This window comes from Phytoactinopolyspora alkaliphila, from assembly GCF_010550695.1.
Classification (GTDB): Bacteria; Actinomycetota; Actinomycetes; order Jiangellales; family Jiangellaceae; genus Phytoactinopolyspora; species Phytoactinopolyspora alkaliphila.
This window is the reverse complement of record NZ_JAAGOB010000014.1, coordinates 1-15,010: the sequence shown is the minus strand read 5'-3', so window position 1 is coordinate 15,010 and position 15,010 is coordinate 1. Positions and strand designations below refer to the sequence as shown.

The following is a 15,010-nucleotide window of genomic DNA, read 5'->3' as shown; positions in this document are numbered from 1 at the left end:
AGCAGCTCGCGCCGCCGCCCTCTCCTCACCGCCGCCCAAAGCCCGGCCAGGAACGCAAGACCAGCGGTACTGTGCGACATCGCTACTCGTACCGCCGCCCAGCCGCTTGCCTTACCTCCCGATTATCGATATATTTCCATCGTGATTCGATTTGAGGAGGCCTCGTGGGCAAGCTGACCATCCTGGCGCTGCGCATCGTCATGGCCATGGTGCTTGCGGGCTCGCTGTTCGTGCAGGCGGTGATGGTGCCCCTCCTGAGCGCCGATCTGGAAGAAGCTGGACAAGCCCTCGCCGACGTCCGCGTCCCGGTCGTCGTCATCACCCTCCTGGGCATCGTGACTGTCCAGGTCACCACGGTGTGCGTGTGGCGCCTGCTGACCATGGTGCGCCGAGGCACGGTGTTCTCCCACGCCGCCTTCCGCTACGTGGACATCGTGATCGGCGCCGTCACGGCGGCGTCCCTTCTCACGTTCGGACTCGCCGTCACACTCGCACCGGGTGAGGCCGTCGCCCCGGGGATCGTCTTGCTGATCTGCGGCGCCGCGGTGATCGGCGCCGGAATCGCGCTAATCGTTCTCGTGCTGCGGATGCTGCTCACCCAGGCGGTCGCCCTGGACGCCGAGGCACACCACCTGCAGGCCGAGTTGGCCGAGGTGATCTGATGCCGATCGTCGTCGACATCGACGTGATGCTCGCCAAGCGCAAGATGTCCGTCGGTACGCTCGCGGAACGCGTCGGGATCACGCCGGCCAACCTGGCAGTGCTCAAGAACGGTCGCGCCAAGGCAGTACGCTTCACGACGCTTTCCGCCTTGTGTGAGGTGCTCGAGTGCCAGCCTGGGGACTTGCTGCGCTGGGAGCCCGACTCCAACACCGGTCGCCCACGCACCACGGATTCGGCCATGGCGGCCGGCGCGGAGGACGCCTAACCGGCGCTTGTGAAGCGCGGCGGTTGTTCATCAGCAACGTGCGTACCGAGGGTCTTTTCGCCGTCGAGTGATCGTGGCACGCTATGGACCATGCAGCTGCTGCATTTGGGTTTGCCGGTGAGCGACGAGCGGAACAGCCGCCGGTTCTACGAGACCTATTTCGGCTTCGACCCCGCGACGGCCCAGCGGTTCGACGACGGCACGGTCATCATCCGCAACGGTGACGGTTTCGACCTCGCCCTACACCCCAGCGACGACGTCGGGCAACAGCCTGAGTTCCTGCACTTCGGTTTCAGGCTCGAGGACGCCGACGCCGTACGAACACTGCTCGCCCGGCTGAAGGCGGACGGCATTGACGTGATCGAAGAGGCTGACGAGCCGTCGTACGTGGGGTTCAAATGCTTGGACCCGGATGGTTTCCGGGTAGAGACGTACTACGAGCCCCGCTGACCGCCTGCAGCAGGCGACATGCTCGCCCCCGCGCAAGGTCACCCGTCCGGAGGGCCCACAATTGCCAGCACGTGAGCCATCCATTCGTCTCACCGTGGACGGAGAGGTGTTCGAGATTGCGACCCAGCCGGGCCGTCCCGGCCACCACCACTACAGGTGGCTCTCCGGCCCGAACGCTGACTATGGCTTCACGAGTGCAGCATCCGACGGCCGCCCGTCAACCACGTCTGATCACGTCTCCGCTATCCGCAACTTCCTTTCACAAGCCGATCCCGAGACGGGATATATCGAATAGCCGTCTCCGCCGCTCCTGTTCGTCACGCTGCGAGGCATTCCCCACTCGTAGGCTCATCTGCCGATCGCGCTGAGTTCCCCTCGTGGACACACACTGGTATTGACGATTCGCTATAGTTGATCGCATGGACACCGCACCACTCGCCGGGACCATCCTTCGGGAAGCTCGCCAGAAGGCGGGCCTGTCACAGGTAGAGCTCGCTCGTCTGGCTGGCGTGACACAGAGCGTGGTGAGCGCCTACGAGTCCGGTAGGCGCCAGCCGGCTTTACCGACGCTCGCTCGTCTCGTCGAGGCCACTGGCCAAGATGTCGACGTAGTTCTTCGTCCTCGCGCCACGTCGTCCGATCAACCGCGTGGACTCTTAGGCAGCAAGGTGCACCGTCACCGTGCTGAGCTGCTACGAGCAGCGGCCAAATACGGTGCTTCCAACGTACGCTTGTTCGGTAGCGTAGCCCGGGGCGAGGACACCGCGAATAGCGATGTTGACCTGATGGCCGATTTCTCGGATGGCCCTAGCCTGTTTACGCTGGCCAGATTGCAACGAGAACTCGAAAGCATCCTCGGTGCTCGCGTTGACATCGTTCCTGCAAGTGATTTGAAGCCAAAGGTACGCGCCGAGGTGGAGCGAGACGTGGTAGCGCTGTGACCCGGCGCCATCAACATCGACTCGACGACATCACAACGGCCATCCACGTGATCCACCAACATCTGACAAGGGGCGAACTCAGCGACGGATTGATCTTCGACGCTGTCCGCGTGCGGCTCATCGAGATCGGTGAGGCCGTCAAGGCACTTCCAAGCACGCTGCTCGAACGAGAGCCCGGCATCCCGTGGAGAGAAGTCGCCGCAATGCGGGATCGCCTGGCACATCACTACTTCGATACGTCACACGCGATCCTTCAGGCCACTGTCCAGCATGACCTACCTGAACTGGATCTTGCAGTGCGGCGCCTCCAGGCGCATATCGCAGATGATGACGATTCGAATCTTTGACCGCCACGGCCCGGACACGGCCCGAGATACCGACATTACCGGGGCGATGGCCCGGACAATGTCGGTACGCTGACGCATTCCCGTCACCGGCGCACCCGCCCCGCTACTCGCCGGTGGTGTACGTCTCGGTGATGGAGGTGGGTGTCTCGCCCGAGCCGAACTTCGTGACGAAGCGGTATCGGTCACCTCGATAGATCGACGAGACGAACGATCGCCGTTCCCTCCGGATCCAGAGTGGTCCGTTCGAAGTGAAACGCCGGCGTGTAGACCGGCACGCCAAGCAGATCCGGCTCCTGCTCATCCGTGCAGGTGGCCTCCGTGTTTCTCGCCGTCTACCTCGTGCCGACCATCGTCCTCGCGGTCCCCCTGTTCGTGATGTTCTCCCGGATGGGGCCTGCGCCGGTCCCTGATGAGCCTCGTCATGATCTACCTCGCGCAGACGGTGCCGATGGCGCTGTACATGCTGCACAACTACTTCATCGCGGTGCCGCGCTCGGTCGAAGAGGCGGCGATGATCGACGGCTGCACCCGGACGCAGACCATCCGCAAGGTGGTCATGCCGATGGCCATGCCCGGCATCGTCGCGACCGCCCTGTACGTGTTCATGATCGCGTGGAACGAGTTCCTGTTCGCCTTGCTCTTCCTCGTGGACGACCGGGCACGCTGGACAGTCTCCCTCGGTGTGCACCAGCTCAGCGAGTCCCTCACCGTGTCACCGACCATCCACCCGCGCCTTACTCGGCCCGCACTCCCTCGTGCGTTCCGAGCTGGTCTATTCGCTGCTCGAGCGGGCGGGATTGGAGGGGTCTCGGCTCACCGCCGCTGTCGGAGCTCTGACCTACTACGTCCAGGGGTACACCGCGACAGAGAACGTCTGGCGCACCAGCCAGCGCGATCCTGCCGCGGAGGCCGGTATGCGACGCCAGGCCCAAGAGTATCTCGACCGGCAATCAGGACAGTGCCCAACACTCACGCGGCACGCTGAGCTGGAGAACGACGACTTCGACGGCGCATTTCAGCTCGGGCTCGACCTCATCCTCGACGGGATCGAGGCCCGTATCGGCGCGTAGCGAAGCCGGTCGTGAAAGCTGACGCCGGTCTAGGGCAGACTGATCGTCGTGCTGGTATTCGTACTCGTCGGCGGCTGGCCCGCCCTGGCCGGCGTCATCAGAGCTGAGATCGGGGATCAGAAACAGTCATCCAGCTGAGGGGCCACCACGGCCACGAGACGCCTCCGTGGTCGCGAAACGGCGGGCACTCGCGGTGGCCCAAAGCAGTACCTGACGGCATCTCGGCATAGTCGGCCGCAGATCGGGCAGGCTGACACACATGGACAGGACACAACTGACGCGCTGGGTGCAGGCCTACGAGCGCGCGTGGCGCTCACCAGGCACCGAAGCGCTCGCGTCGATCTTCACCGAGGACGCAAGCTATCTCCAGAGCCCGTATCACAGCCCCGTCATCGGTCTGCCCGCCATCGCTCAGATGTGGGAGGACGAGCGCACCGGCCCAGACGAGACGTTCCAGATGACGCACGCCATCGTCGCGGTCGATGGCGACACCGCCGTGGTACGAGTCGAGGTGCACTACGGCGAACCAGCCGACCAGGAGTACCGCGACCTATGGATCATCCGGTTCGCTGAGGATGGACGCTGCCGTTCCTTCGAAGAGTGGCCGTTCTGGCCGTCACGGGCGATCACCGCCGACCACGCGAACCCGCAAAGGCAGCCGTAGCCAGTCAGCCGAGCTTCTCCAGGACTCCGGTCATCTCCTCCGCTGTGAACGCCCGAAGAGTCGCGGACCGGAGATTGCCCTGGGAACCGATGGCCAGAAGAAAAGCCGTCCCGGTCTCGTCATCGGGAAAGTCGGCGATCGCGACGATGTCGTACTCCCCCACGGTCCAGTAGACGTCCTTCAGACTGCCGCCCATGCGCTCGGCCAGTTTCGCGGCTGCTTTCGCGCGATCGACAGTCTCCTTGGAATTACGGATCCCGTCATTGGTCCAGTTGATCAAGCTGATGAACGTGGGCATCATCCTCACCCCCGAGAGGTTGCTCCACAAGCGGTATCGTCGTTTCAGAGAACGGCGATGCTTACACGCTACGACGGTTTCCTCGCTTTGGGAATGCTCCAGGGATCAACCGGCGGCATCGTCCTCCGAGAGGCCCTGGCGGTGGTAGAGCGCCACCGTCTCCCCCCATGGCACGACGCCCACTCGTGCGGCCCAAGCGTCGTACGCAGCGGCAAGGTCCGCGACCTCTTCCGGGTGATCGGCCGACAGATCGCGGGTCTCGGCCCGGTCGGACGTCATGTCGTACAGCTCCCACGACGCGGGGTAGGCGCGCACGAGTTTCCACCGGCCACGCCGGACGGCGCAGTTGCCGGTGTGCTCCCAGTACAGCGTCGCCTCGGCCACCGGCTCACCCCGCGCTGCCGACAGCGGGCTGCGGCCTTCCAGCGGAGGAACAGGCTTGCCTCGAAACACCCGCGGATACGCGGCACCGGTGGCGGCCAGGACGGTCGGGAGGACGTCGATGAGCTGGAACGGCTGGTGTACGACGCTCCCCCGGCGCAGGTCGCCGTCGGGCCAATGCATGATGAACGGGGTGGAGATGCCGCCCTCGTGCACCCAGCGTTTGTAGTAGCGAAACGGTGTGTTGGACAGATTGGCCCACGCCTGTCCATAGCTGGCGTAGGTGTCCTCCGCGCCTGGACGGATGGCGGGCGAGTTGCCGACCCGGACCGGGAGTCCCCCCCGCGTCGTGACTCGGAGGATGTCACGACGGTGACGGAACTGCTCAATGTCGCCTTTCGGCAGTTCCTCACTTGACGCACCGTTGTCCGAGAGGAAGAAAAGCAGGGTGTTGTCGTATGCGCCGGTGGCACGCAAGGTGTCGAGCACGTGCCCAATACCGCGGTCCATCCGATGCACCTGTGCGGCGTAGGCCTGCATGCGTCGCAGCTGCCATGCCTGGTGTGGCTCGTCGGCCCACGGTGGCTGCGTGGGATCACGGCCGCTGAGCGGTGTCTGCTCCGGGATCAGCCCCGCCTTGACAAGCCTGCTCATCCGCTGCTCCCGCAGCACGTCCCAACCGGCGTCAAAGGCGCCGGAGTAGCGCTCGATGTCCTCTTCCGGAGCGTGCAGCGGCCAGTGCGGGGCGGTGTAGGCGACGTAGAGAAAGAACGGCTCGTGTGGTGAATCACGGGTGTGGCGGCGGAGAAACTCTGTCGCCTCCGTGGTGATGGCGTCGGTGTAGTAGAAATCCCGGCCCAGCGGTTCGTGTTCGGCCGGTTGCTCCCCGCGCATCAGCGTTCCCGGCCAGTAGTAGCTTCCGCATCCGGTCAGAGTGCCGTAGAAGCCGTGGAAACCTCTGCGGGTGGGCCACGACGCGTTCGGGTTCCACACATCTGACGACAGGTGCCACTTGCCTGAAAGAAACGTGGTATAGCCACGGTCGGCCAGGAGCTCGGCCATGGTCACACAGCCGTCGTTCAGCGAACCCTGGTAACCGACCGGGCGGTCGTCGTTGGTCAGAATCCCGACGCCGGTCTGGTGCGGATGCAACCCGGTGAGAAGGGAGGCCCGGGACGGGCTGCACCGCGCCGTATTGTAGAACTGGCTGAACCGCACCCCGTCCGCGGCAAGCCCGTCCAGCGCGGGCGTGCGGATCTCTCCGCCGTAGCAACCGAGATCGGAGAAGCCGAGGTCGTCGGCGACGACGATGACGATGTTGGGCCGGCTCGTCGCCCGTGTCATCCTTTGACCGCTCCCCGGGTCACAGCGGCGACGATCCACCGATTGGCGACGATCGCCAGCACGATGATCGGCACGGCGACGGCGGTTCCGAGCGCGGCCATCTCGCCGAAGGTGATCTGGTACGGCTGCACAAGGGAGGCGATGCCGACGGTGATGGGCGACGTCCGCCCGCCGGTGGTCATGGTGAGCCCGAACAGGAACTCGTTCCACGACATGATGGCCACGAAGATCGCCACCGCGGCTGCGCCGGGCGCGGCCAGCGGCAACATCACCCGCAGGAACGTACGCAGCTCCGACGCGCCGTCCATCAGCGCCGACTCCCTGATCTCGTGCGGGACCCGGTCGAAGTAGACCTTCATCAGCACGGACGCGAACGGGAGGTTGAAGACCGTGTTGAGCAGGACCAAGCCCGCCAGGCTACCCAGCAGACCGAGCGCGTCCAGAGTGACGTACAGGCCCGGGACCAGCGCCATCGGCGGTATCAGCGTCACCAGTCCCGCGGCGACCAGGACGAGAATCGTGGTCCGGGCCGACCATCCCAGGCGGGACAGGCTGTAACCGGCGAGGCTTCCGGCCGACAGGCACAGCGCAACCGTGCCGGCGACGATGATGGTGCTGTTGCCGAGCTGCGTCAGGTAGGGCTGGCGAGGCGCGAACACTTCGCGGAAGTTCTGCATCGTGAACCCGAAGCTCCAGCCCTCGGTGATGATGTTCACCACCGGTTGCACGGACAGCACCAGGATCAGCGCCACGGGAAGGAACACCAGCAGAGTGGCCAATGCGAGTGGCAGCTCCGCACCCAGGCGGATTCGCCGCGAGGAATCACTAGGCATGGGCGGGCCCCTTCCCCGGCCCGACGGCACGCCCGATCGCCACGAGAGCCAGCACCGCACCGATCGCGAGAATGACGAGAACAGACACGGCGGCGCCGTAACCGAGGTCGAGCCGATCGAAGAACACGTTTCGGATATAGAGGCTGACCAGCGTCGTCGCCGTGCCCGGTCCGCCCTGGGTCAGGACGTACATCTCGTCGAACGCCTTCGCGCCCATGGTGAGCCGAATGAGACTGGCCGCCGCGATGGCGGGCACTAGCAATGGAAGGACGACGTGCCGGTGAACCTGCCACTCAGTGGCGCCGTCCACCTCCGCGGCCTCGATGAGATCAGGCTCGATGCCCTGCAGCGCGGCGTAGATGAGGATGAACACCAGCGGCGCCCAGTGCCAGACGTCCACCACGATGATCGAGACGATGGCGCCGGACGAGCTGCCCAGCCAACCCTGGGGCGGCAGCCCGAGCGACTCGAGGACCTTGTTGAGGGTGCCGAAGTTCGGGCTGAGGATCAACCACCAGATGACACTGACCACCACCGGGGCGATCAACGCCGGCCAGAGCAGCACGTTGCGCGCCAGCCCTGCCAGCAACGTCGCTCGACGCACCAAAACCGCGAGAACCGTGCCGAGAATCACGGTAGCGGGCACGGTGACCGCGATGAACACCACGGTGATCAGAAACGAGTACCGGGCGATGTCGTCGTCGGGAAACTCCGCATAGTTCGCCAAGCCTGCCCCACTCCACACGAACTCCCCTCCGGCGATCTCCACCTCGGACAGCGACATGCGCACCAGCTGCACCATCGGATACGCGGCGAACACGAGCAGAAAGATCGCCAACGGTAAGAGCGCTACCAACCGAAACGGCAGAACACGCCGCCAGACCGGCACGTGTGAACGTCGCCGCTCTGCCGGGGCCGCGGTGTCAGCCGCCGAATCCGGCGTTGCCCGCGATGGTTGAGAGCTCATCGGCGAGGTCATCCAGACCCTCCTGAACGGGGACGTCACCGGCGGCGATCGCCTCGAGCGCGCGCTCGGCAACCGGGAGCATGTCCGCGGAGAACGGGAAGCGGACCGATGAACGCACGTCTTCGAGCGATTCACGGATCGCAGGCAGATACGGTGCGTCGGCCACAATCTCGTCGGATTCGTAAGGCTCGAGCCGCGTGGGGATCCCGCCGGATCTGGTGAACTCGAGCTGCCCTTCTTCACTCAGTAGCCAGGTGATGAACTCGAACGCGCCACGGGCACGCTCGTCGGGAAGCTCACGGGGAATGGCGAGCGACCACACACCGCTCGTCGGCGCCGACTGTCCAGTACTCTCAGCGGCCAGCAACTTCGTGTACCCGAGCTGACCGGCCACTCTTGAGGCGCTCGGATCTTCCAGCTGCGGGGCGGCCGCGGCCACCACATGAATCTGCAATGCCTGCCCACCCTGCATCGCCGCGATCACCTCCGCCTGGCCGACCGTTTGCGGTTGCGGCGGGCCGAGGCTGACCAGCTGCCGGAACATCTCCATCGCGGCCACGCCCTCAGGCGAGTTGACAGCTGCTTGCCAGTCTTCGGTGTACCAATCGGCGCCATAGCTGCGCATCACCGGCATGTAGTCGTACGAGATGGACTGCCCGCTGTCGGTGCCCTGTGCCCGCACCACGTATCCGTAACGGACCTCGCCACTGTCCTGCGCTATCCGGCCGTTCTCATACGCTTCCTCGAACGTGGTGGGGACCGACAGGCCCAGCTGATCGTAGAGGTCTTGCCGGTAGATGAAGATATTGATGTTCCCGTTGATCGGCAGCCCCATGACTGTGCCGTCGTCGGCATGCCGGCGCTGTTCGGCGTTCCAGGTCGGCAGGGCGTCGTAGGTGATGATGTTCTCGTCCAGAGTAAATTCGGAGTCGATCTCGGTGAGTGGCGTCACCCACTCGTTGTCGTAGAACTCGCCCGTCCACGGCTCGTCCATGTGGAACAGATCAAACGGCACGTTGCCACCGCGGATCGCGTTGACCATGGCGGTGCGCAGCCCGTCATAGGGAAACTCGCGGATGGTGATCCGGCCGCCGGCATCGGCCTCGTATGCCTGGGCGGAATCCTGGTAAGCAGGCAACCACGGTGACTCGTTGGCGGGAACCGTCAGTGCCGTCGCGGCACGTTCATCTCCCTCGCCCAGCGGACCGCCGCCGCCGTTGTCGTCACAGCCAGCGGCGACCACCGCGGCGCCGAGACCCATCTGAAGGAAGCGGCGCCGGTTCAGCGATCGGCCCTGATAATGAGCGTCACCCATCACATATCCCTCCCTAGAGGGTTTGGGGCGGCGACACGTCCTCCCTCACGCGCGCAGCCCGGATCGGTTCTAGAATGCTCAGTGTTGGAACGCTCCAACATACGCTTGCACTAGTGTCGTCCGGTGTCAACAGTCATTTCCGGGAGGAGGCCGGGCGTGGCCGGTAGTCGAAACAGGCAGCGAGCGACTATCAACGACGTCGCCCGTCGCGCCGGAGTTTCCAAGTCACTCGTGTCCCTGGTCTTGCAAGGCTCGCCAAGGGTCGGGGATGCCAGCCGGAAGGCGATCCACGAGGCGATGGCTGCGCTGGACTACCAGCCGAATCGACTGGCCCGAGGCCTCGTCGCCCGCCGGTCCGGGATCGTCGGCGTCATCGTCTCCGACCTGCACAATCCGTTCGTCGCCGATGTACTCGACGCCGTGCTGGAACACATGGACAAGGCCGGCAGGCAAGTGCTGCTAGGCACCGGACGTCGTCGGGGCGAGCAGGAAGAGCAACTCCTCGATTCACTCATCGCCGTTCCCGTCGACGGCGTTCTCCTACTGAGCCCTCAGACCGCCGCCGGGCGTCTGGAACACCTGAGGCGGCGATTGCCACTGGTCGTGACCGGCCGAAGCGACGTGGCCGAGTCCGCCATCGACACCGTGATCGCCGACAACGTCGCCGGCGCAACACTGGCCGTCGAACACCTGACGGCTCTGGGCCACCGGCGGATCGCTCACATCACCGGAGGCGACGGGCCCGCGTCGCCGGAACGCGAACACGGCTTTCGGCAGGCGATGGCTACCGCCGGCCTCCGCAGGAAGATGAAGATCGTGCGAGGTGACTTCACCGACGAAGGCGGATACCAGGCCATGCACCGAATCCTGGCGAAACCCGAACACCCCACAGCGGTTTTCGCCGCCAATGACTACTCAGCGCTGGGCGCGCTCAACGCCATTGAGGAGACCGGCCGGCGGGTACCCGGCGATATCTCATTGATCGGCTACGACAACTCCTCCGCTGCCGCGTCCCGGCATGTCTCTCTCAGCAGCATCGACCAGCCACACACAGACATGGGAGAGCAAGCCGCGCGCATCCTGAATGAACGCATCGACGGCGCGGAAGGGGCGCCTCGCCACATAGTGCTCACTCCGACATTGATCGGCCGCAACACCACAGCGCCACCGCCCTGAGACGGTGGCCGCGTAGACACCCTCGACCTCGGCAACCTGGCCACGTACCCCCCCATGGACAGTGGCGGACCGAGGACAATACCGAGATCCCTCTGCCATGCGGAGCTGTCATCTCTGGTCGAGCAGTTCGCGGCCGAGCGCCCGCACGTCGGCGATGGAACCCCGAAGGACGCGGTTGATGGCGAGCTCACCGACCACCAGATAGCTGGGTTTGCCGGCCAAATGGAACATCAACGGTTCGATGTGGAAACGACCCGACTCGGCCTCCGCGAGCTGGTGCTCGACAACGTCGAGGTCGCGGTAGTGGACGTCGACCTGACGATCGTCGTTACGCAGCCACCCGCCGCCGTTGAACACCCCGCCTCCCCAGCCGCCGATCTCGGAGACCTCGCCCTCCCAGCCAAGATCCCTCAACGTCTGCGGATCGAACTCACCGCGGTAGTAGACCGCCATGTCCCAGTCGCTATCCGGCCGGTGTGTCTCCTGCGCCCGCGATCCACCAAGCGTGACGGTCTCGGCCGCCGGCAGCCCGGCGAGAGAATCCGCGACGGAGTCGAGAAACTGAACGTCGCGCATGGGCGACCACGTTATCGACAACGCCGCCCCAGCCAGCGCCTAAGGGTCGCCGCCGGGTTTATCGAAAGGGCTGTTGCCTTTCGCCGCGGCTTCTTCGGCCAGCCGCATCGCCGCACGGACGTACGACTCAAGCTTGTCGTTCTCCATCGTCATTATGCTCAGAATTTACACCCGCAATTCTGTCCACCGATGGCGGATGCGTAGACGATGCGGTCGCTTCTCAGCTGATGTGTAGACGATGCGGTCGCTTCTCAGCGCCGACGCCATCGGCTCCCAATCTGGACGCAGAACGTCCGGATGGGGCCCTACAGTGAGCCGTAACCTACGACAGGAGCGTAAGAATGGCCGAAGTAGTTCTGTTCCACCATGTGCAGGGACTCACCGACGGGGTGCGTGCGTTCGCCGAGGCGCTGCGCGCCGGCGGGCATACCGTGCATACGCCTGACCGGTTCGACGGCGAGTTACCGGCGAGCGTCGACGACGGCATCGCGCTCACCCAGCGGATCGGAGACGAGGTGCTCCGCGAGCGCGCGGACCGCGCCGTGGCCGACTTGCCCGAAGACGTGGTGTACGCCGGTTTCTCCTTCGGTGGCGGAACGGCCCAGCGACTCGCCCAGAGCCGCCCCGGCGCACGCGGCGCATTGCTCTACGAGTCCTGTTTTCCCATCACCGGCGAGTGGGCCATCGGGCCGTGGCCGGACGGTGTCCCGGTACAGATCCACGGCATGGACAAGGACCCCTTCTTCGCGCTGGAGGGCGATCTCGACGCTGCGCGCGAGCTGGTCGATACCGTCGGCTCAGACCTAGCCGAGCTGTTCGTCTACCCGGGTGACCAGCATCTGTTCACCGACAGCTCCCTGCCGTCCTACGACGCGGAGGCGACGGAGCTGGTGATACGACGTTCACAGGAGTTCCTCGATCGGCTGAGCTGACCAGGACGTGCTGTCCAGCACAACGCATGCCCCGGATGATCCTTGATATGCCGTTTAGCGCGACAGATCCGGCGGCTGATGACAGCCTCCGGCACGCCACGCACCCACATCAACCCAGGCGCCTATCACCGGAGCGTCGGGGCCGCGACTCACCCCTGCGCACGCGATGCGCGGAGCTTGTGACGTAAAGCACGGGTTTGGATTGCTCCCAGATCTTCGACGACGTCGAGAAGCAACGCCAGGCGACTCAGAGCTTCCAGGGCGGAGTTCGCTCCAGCCGGTTCGATCCCCTCGAACAGTTCCAGGCCGATGAATCCCGCGCATACGGCCCGGGCCAACCCGGAGATATCGAGGAACTCGTCCAGTACGGACCTGGACAACACGCGGTGAAGAGTACGCTCGATCGGCTCGATCCACAGCTGTAGCGCCGCCGCGGTGGCCGTGGCAAGCCTCGGGTCGGCCTGGGCACCGGCCAGAAGCTGGGCGAGCACAGTCACATTTCCCAGCGATTGTTCCTCGACGTGCAATCGCCGGCCGAGGTCAAGTAACTGCCGCAGGTTGGTGACCTGGTCGAGATGCCTGACGAACGGAGCGACCCGGGCGCGGGTTGCCGTGAGGCACGCCTCTTCGAGCAGTTCGTGCACGCTGCCGAAATGGTAAAAGACGAGGGACTGATGTGTTCCCGCCGCACGGGCGATCGTCCGTGCGGACGTCCCGGCGATGCCCTGCTCCCGGATCGTCTCGATCGCGCCGTCGATCAGACGCTTTCGGGTGTCGGCTGTGCTCATCGTCGTATGTGTGCGGGCTCGTGGAGCTTGCCGGGGCGCGCGCACAGGTATGGGTAGGCCAGGAAGAGTGCGACGGCGGCCAGGACCATGCCTAGGTATACCGGAGCCAGATGGCCGATGTCGGTGTATCGAATGGAGCCGTGGACGAGAACTGCGGGAATGAATCCCGCGACCGCCGCCAGTGCGAGCGACCACCAGACCCACCACTCGCCGCGCCGCCATCCCCACGCGCTGAGCAGGGTTATCGCTACCGCGGCGGCCATCAATGCACCGCCGAAACCGGCTCGATCATGGGCGACGAACGGCAACAGCCGAGGGTTAGCCATCCGCAACGCGTCCGCGCCGGAGTGCAGAAACTCCAGGTCGCTAGGTACGAAGACCCCGTTCAGGCCAACGACGGACACCACCACGCCACCGATGAACAGTCCGATTCCGGTGACCACCATCAGGAGCTGACCAACGAGGGCCTTCCGGCGCTGGCGTTCTGGCCCCTCCGGTATGAGCGTCCACCGTGGCCTCTCGGGGGTGCGCCGAACAGCGAGGACGAACATGGGCAACAGCACCACGGTGACCGCGGTGTGTAGCGGCTCGATGAAGCCCGTGCCCAAGAAGTAGAGCAAGCTGGGAAAACCGATCAGACCGGAAGCCAGGTAGGCGTCGCGAGCCCACGGCCATCCTCGACGGATCCCGCCTACGGCGAACCCGACGTAAAGCACCCCGATCGCCACCATGGTGCCGGCCATGGTGATTCTGTCGTGCTGCAGAAAGTGCACCAGGTGGTGGTCGATCGCATGTAACTGCTCGACGCCCATCCCGAGGTAATCGCGGTCGTACCAGAGCAGCACGGGCCCGAGCGTGATGGCGGCGGCGCCCAGCCCAGCACCGATCATGCCGAACCCGACCAACAGCCCCCACCACCAGGCCGGCCACCACCGAGGGTTTCGGCCGAGCTTGTACAAGGAGAGCGCCGGAGAGGTGGGAGTGGCGGCTTCCGCTATCCGGGCGAACCACCCAGGGCCCGCATCCACGAGGACCGACGGTTTCGCGAGCACCACCACGCGGGCATCGGCCGTGAGCACTTGCACGGTCTCGGCTATCGACGCCGACGACGCGTAGGCGATGTGCGGGTCGGGTCCGGTACGCACAGCGTCGACATGCGGTGATAGCGCCTTGGCGACGGCTGCGGCGTCGTCACCGACCGCTCGCACGATGACCGGTACGTGACGGGCGTGCGCGGCTTCCGTGACCGCGGCGACATCGTCCGGACCGACCGGCGCGATCTCGATGACGCCAGCACCCACCGGCGGCAGCGCACGGACGGCGTCCCGCGCCAGATGTGGCGGCACCACCACGCCGAGCCGACTGCGTATGGGTATTCCCGCGATCCGGCCGACAAGTTGCTCCGGCGGATGGCGGTGTCCGAAGCCGCGAGCTATCAGGCGCCCGCCGCCCGGCAGCGACCCGACCGTGGCCAAAGCGCGTAGCGCCATGCGCTGAGACCGTCTGGTACCCGCGAGGAAGGCGACGGTTCCGCGCAGCGGTTGATACGTCCAATCAGGCATCACGGCGCTCCCAGCGCTTCCGTGCTCGAATTGAGCAGTCGCTCAAGAACAATAGACCCATGTGAGCGGCTGCTCAATTGGTGGCTGATGTTCCCTCACTTTTCGCGTGCTGCGAGCCGGGAGCTGTCACCCCCGCTCCGTGGATGGCGGTGGACTCCGCGCGCCGGGCGCGCCCTGGGCGCGCTGGTCCGGGCGGTCAGCCTGTCACTCCTGACATGGCCGCCGCCACCCATGATCACCAGCCGGCATGCCGCGTCTACTCAATGGCCTTCATCCCGACGGCGAGGCCTTCGAGATGGGTCTTGCGGCCTTCGGGGTGGGGGTTGGTGATCATGGCGGGGTCGGGTGTTGCGTCTGGGGGTCCGTTCGGGGTCGACCCATGGGGGTGGCAGGAAGTCTGGATGCCCGTCCGCGCCTGTATGGACGTCCCAGCCGCGG

17 protein-coding genes and 2 pseudogenes are annotated in these 15,010 nt (G+C 65.3%); 10 read left to right on the top strand and 9 right to left on the bottom strand.

Annotation, left to right across the window (positions count from 1 at the left end):
- The first annotated feature begins 164 nt into the window (after positions 1 to 164).
- From G1H11_RS21140 to G1H11_RS21105, 8 genes and pseudogenes are all read left to right on the top strand, one after another.
- Positions 165 to 662, top strand: a complete 498-nt coding sequence (locus G1H11_RS21140) for a DUF2975 domain-containing protein (RefSeq protein ID WP_163820601.1) — start codon at positions 165 to 167, stop codon at positions 660 to 662.
- A complete protein-coding gene (locus G1H11_RS21135) occupies positions 662 to 928 on the top strand; it encodes a helix-turn-helix domain-containing protein (RefSeq protein WP_163820600.1) in 267 nt (88 codons plus the stop codon). The genes G1H11_RS21140 and G1H11_RS21135 overlap by 1 nt, the downstream gene beginning before the upstream one ends.
- Positions 929 to 1,018: 90 nt before the next feature.
- Complete coding sequence (locus G1H11_RS21130) at positions 1,019 to 1,378, top strand: VOC family protein (protein WP_163820599.1); 360 nt, start codon at positions 1,019 to 1,021, stop codon at positions 1,376 to 1,378.
- Between the two features lie 419 nt (positions 1,379 to 1,797).
- The gene (locus G1H11_RS21125) at positions 1,798 to 2,319 is read left to right on the top strand and encodes a helix-turn-helix domain-containing protein (protein ID WP_174257864.1); all 522 of its coding nucleotides are present in this window, start codon (positions 1,798 to 1,800) and stop codon (positions 2,317 to 2,319) included.
- Positions 2,316 to 2,666 carry a HepT-like ribonuclease domain-containing protein gene (locus tag G1H11_RS21120; RefSeq protein WP_163820598.1) on the top strand — a complete coding sequence of 117 codons (351 nt, stop codon included), beginning with the start codon at positions 2,316 to 2,318 and terminating at the stop codon, positions 2,664 to 2,666. The genes G1H11_RS21125 and G1H11_RS21120 overlap by 4 nt, the downstream gene beginning before the upstream one ends.
- A gap of 306 nt (positions 2,667 to 2,972) precedes the next feature.
- Positions 2,973 to 3,390: pseudogene (locus G1H11_RS27245) on the top strand (carbohydrate ABC transporter permease); the annotation flags it as partial.
- Positions 3,347 to 3,736, top strand: coding sequence for a TetR/AcrR family transcriptional regulator C-terminal domain-containing protein (locus G1H11_RS21110; RefSeq protein WP_343074896.1), 390 nt, complete (start codon positions 3,347 to 3,349; stop codon positions 3,734 to 3,736). The pseudogene G1H11_RS27245 and the gene G1H11_RS21110, both read left to right, overlap by 44 nt.
- 259 nt (positions 3,737 to 3,995) lie before the next feature.
- Positions 3,996 to 4,400, top strand: a complete 405-nt coding sequence (locus G1H11_RS21105; protein WP_163820596.1) for a YybH family protein — start codon at positions 3,996 to 3,998, stop codon at positions 4,398 to 4,400.
- 4 nt (positions 4,401 to 4,404) lie between these two features.
- On the opposite strand, the gene G1H11_RS21100 is transcribed toward G1H11_RS21105, so the two are convergent.
- From G1H11_RS21100 to G1H11_RS21080, 5 genes are all read right to left on the bottom strand, one after another.
- Positions 4,405 to 4,698, bottom strand: a complete 294-nt coding sequence (locus G1H11_RS21100) for a GYD domain-containing protein (RefSeq protein WP_163820595.1) — start codon at positions 4,696 to 4,698, stop codon at positions 4,405 to 4,407.
- Between the two features lie 105 nt (positions 4,699 to 4,803).
- Complete coding sequence (locus tag G1H11_RS21095; RefSeq protein WP_163820594.1) at positions 4,804 to 6,423, bottom strand: arylsulfatase; 1,620 nt, start codon at positions 6,421 to 6,423, stop codon at positions 4,804 to 4,806.
- A complete protein-coding gene (locus G1H11_RS21090) occupies positions 6,420 to 7,256 on the bottom strand; it encodes a carbohydrate ABC transporter permease (RefSeq protein WP_163820593.1) in 837 nt (278 codons plus the stop codon). Before G1H11_RS21090 ends, G1H11_RS21095 begins: the two co-directional genes overlap by 4 nt.
- Entirely contained in the window at positions 7,249 to 8,094 is an 846-nt protein-coding gene (locus tag G1H11_RS21085; protein WP_163820592.1) for a carbohydrate ABC transporter permease, read from the bottom strand. Before G1H11_RS21085 ends, G1H11_RS21090 begins: the two co-directional genes overlap by 8 nt.
- 85 nt (positions 8,095 to 8,179) lie before the next feature.
- Positions 8,180 to 9,538: an extracellular solute-binding protein gene (locus G1H11_RS21080; protein WP_163820591.1), complete on the bottom strand. Its 1,359-nt coding sequence runs from the start codon at positions 9,536 to 9,538 to the stop codon at positions 8,180 to 8,182.
- Positions 9,539 to 9,694: 156 nt separating this feature from the next.
- Between G1H11_RS21080 and G1H11_RS21075 the strand changes: the two genes are divergently transcribed.
- Entirely contained in the window at positions 9,695 to 10,714 is a 1,020-nt protein-coding gene (locus G1H11_RS21075) for a substrate-binding domain-containing protein (RefSeq protein ID WP_163820590.1), read from the top strand.
- A 159-nt stretch (positions 10,715 to 10,873) separates the two neighbouring features.
- Here G1H11_RS21075 and G1H11_RS21070 read toward each other — a convergent pair.
- Positions 10,874 to 11,290: pseudogene (locus G1H11_RS21070) on the bottom strand (nucleotidyltransferase domain-containing protein); the annotation flags it as partial.
- Positions 11,291 to 11,631: 341 nt separating this feature from the next.
- Between G1H11_RS21070 and G1H11_RS21065 the strand changes: the two are divergent.
- Complete coding sequence (locus G1H11_RS21065) at positions 11,632 to 12,222, top strand: dienelactone hydrolase family protein (protein WP_163820588.1); 591 nt, start codon at positions 11,632 to 11,634, stop codon at positions 12,220 to 12,222.
- Positions 12,223 to 12,371: 149 nt separating this feature from the next.
- Here the strand turns inward: G1H11_RS21065 and G1H11_RS21060 are convergent, their stop codons facing one another.
- The 3 genes from G1H11_RS21060 to G1H11_RS25340 all read right to left on the bottom strand — a co-directional run.
- Positions 12,372 to 13,010: a TetR/AcrR family transcriptional regulator gene (locus tag G1H11_RS21060; protein WP_163820587.1), complete on the bottom strand. Its 639-nt coding sequence runs from the start codon at positions 13,008 to 13,010 to the stop codon at positions 12,372 to 12,374.
- Complete coding sequence (locus tag G1H11_RS21055; protein ID WP_163820586.1) at positions 13,007 to 14,572, bottom strand: hypothetical protein; 1,566 nt, start codon at positions 14,570 to 14,572, stop codon at positions 13,007 to 13,009. The genes G1H11_RS21060 and G1H11_RS21055 overlap by 4 nt, the downstream gene beginning before the upstream one ends.
- Before the next feature lie 256 nt (positions 14,573 to 14,828).
- Positions 14,829 to 15,010 (bottom strand): hypothetical protein (locus tag G1H11_RS25340; RefSeq protein ID WP_216844000.1); only part of this gene is annotated, 182 nt, incomplete at its 5' end.

Coding starts and splice junctions, on each gene's coding strand:
- G1H11_RS21135 (WP_163820600.1), top strand. CDS start 662: ATGCCGATCGTCGTCGACATCGACGTGATGCTCGCCAAGCGCAAGATG.
- G1H11_RS21130 (WP_163820599.1), top strand. CDS start 1,019: ATGCAGCTGCTGCATTTGGGTTTGCCGGTGAGCGACGAGCGGAACAGC.
- G1H11_RS21125 (WP_174257864.1), top strand. CDS start 1,798: ATGGACACCGCACCACTCGCCGGGACCATCCTTCGGGAAGCTCGCCAG.
- G1H11_RS21105 (WP_163820596.1), top strand. CDS start 3,996: ATGGACAGGACACAACTGACGCGCTGGGTGCAGGCCTACGAGCGCGCG.
- G1H11_RS21100 (WP_163820595.1), bottom strand. CDS start 4,698: ATGCCCACGTTCATCAGCTTGATCAACTGGACCAATGACGGGATCCGT.
- G1H11_RS21095 (WP_163820594.1), bottom strand. CDS start 6,423: ATGACACGGGCGACGAGCCGGCCCAACATCGTCATCGTCGTCGCCGAC.
- G1H11_RS21090 (WP_163820593.1), bottom strand. CDS start 7,256: ATGCCTAGTGATTCCTCGCGGCGAATCCGCCTGGGTGCGGAGCTGCCA.
- G1H11_RS21080 (WP_163820591.1), bottom strand. CDS start 9,538: ATGGGTGACGCTCATTATCAGGGCCGATCGCTGAACCGGCGCCGCTTC.
- G1H11_RS21065 (WP_163820588.1), top strand. CDS start 11,632: ATGGCCGAAGTAGTTCTGTTCCACCATGTGCAGGGACTCACCGACGGG.
- G1H11_RS21060 (WP_163820587.1), bottom strand. CDS start 13,010: ATGAGCACAGCCGACACCCGAAAGCGTCTGATCGACGGCGCGATCGAG.
- G1H11_RS21055 (WP_163820586.1), bottom strand. CDS start 14,572: ATGCCTGATTGGACGTATCAACCGCTGCGCGGAACCGTCGCCTTCCTC.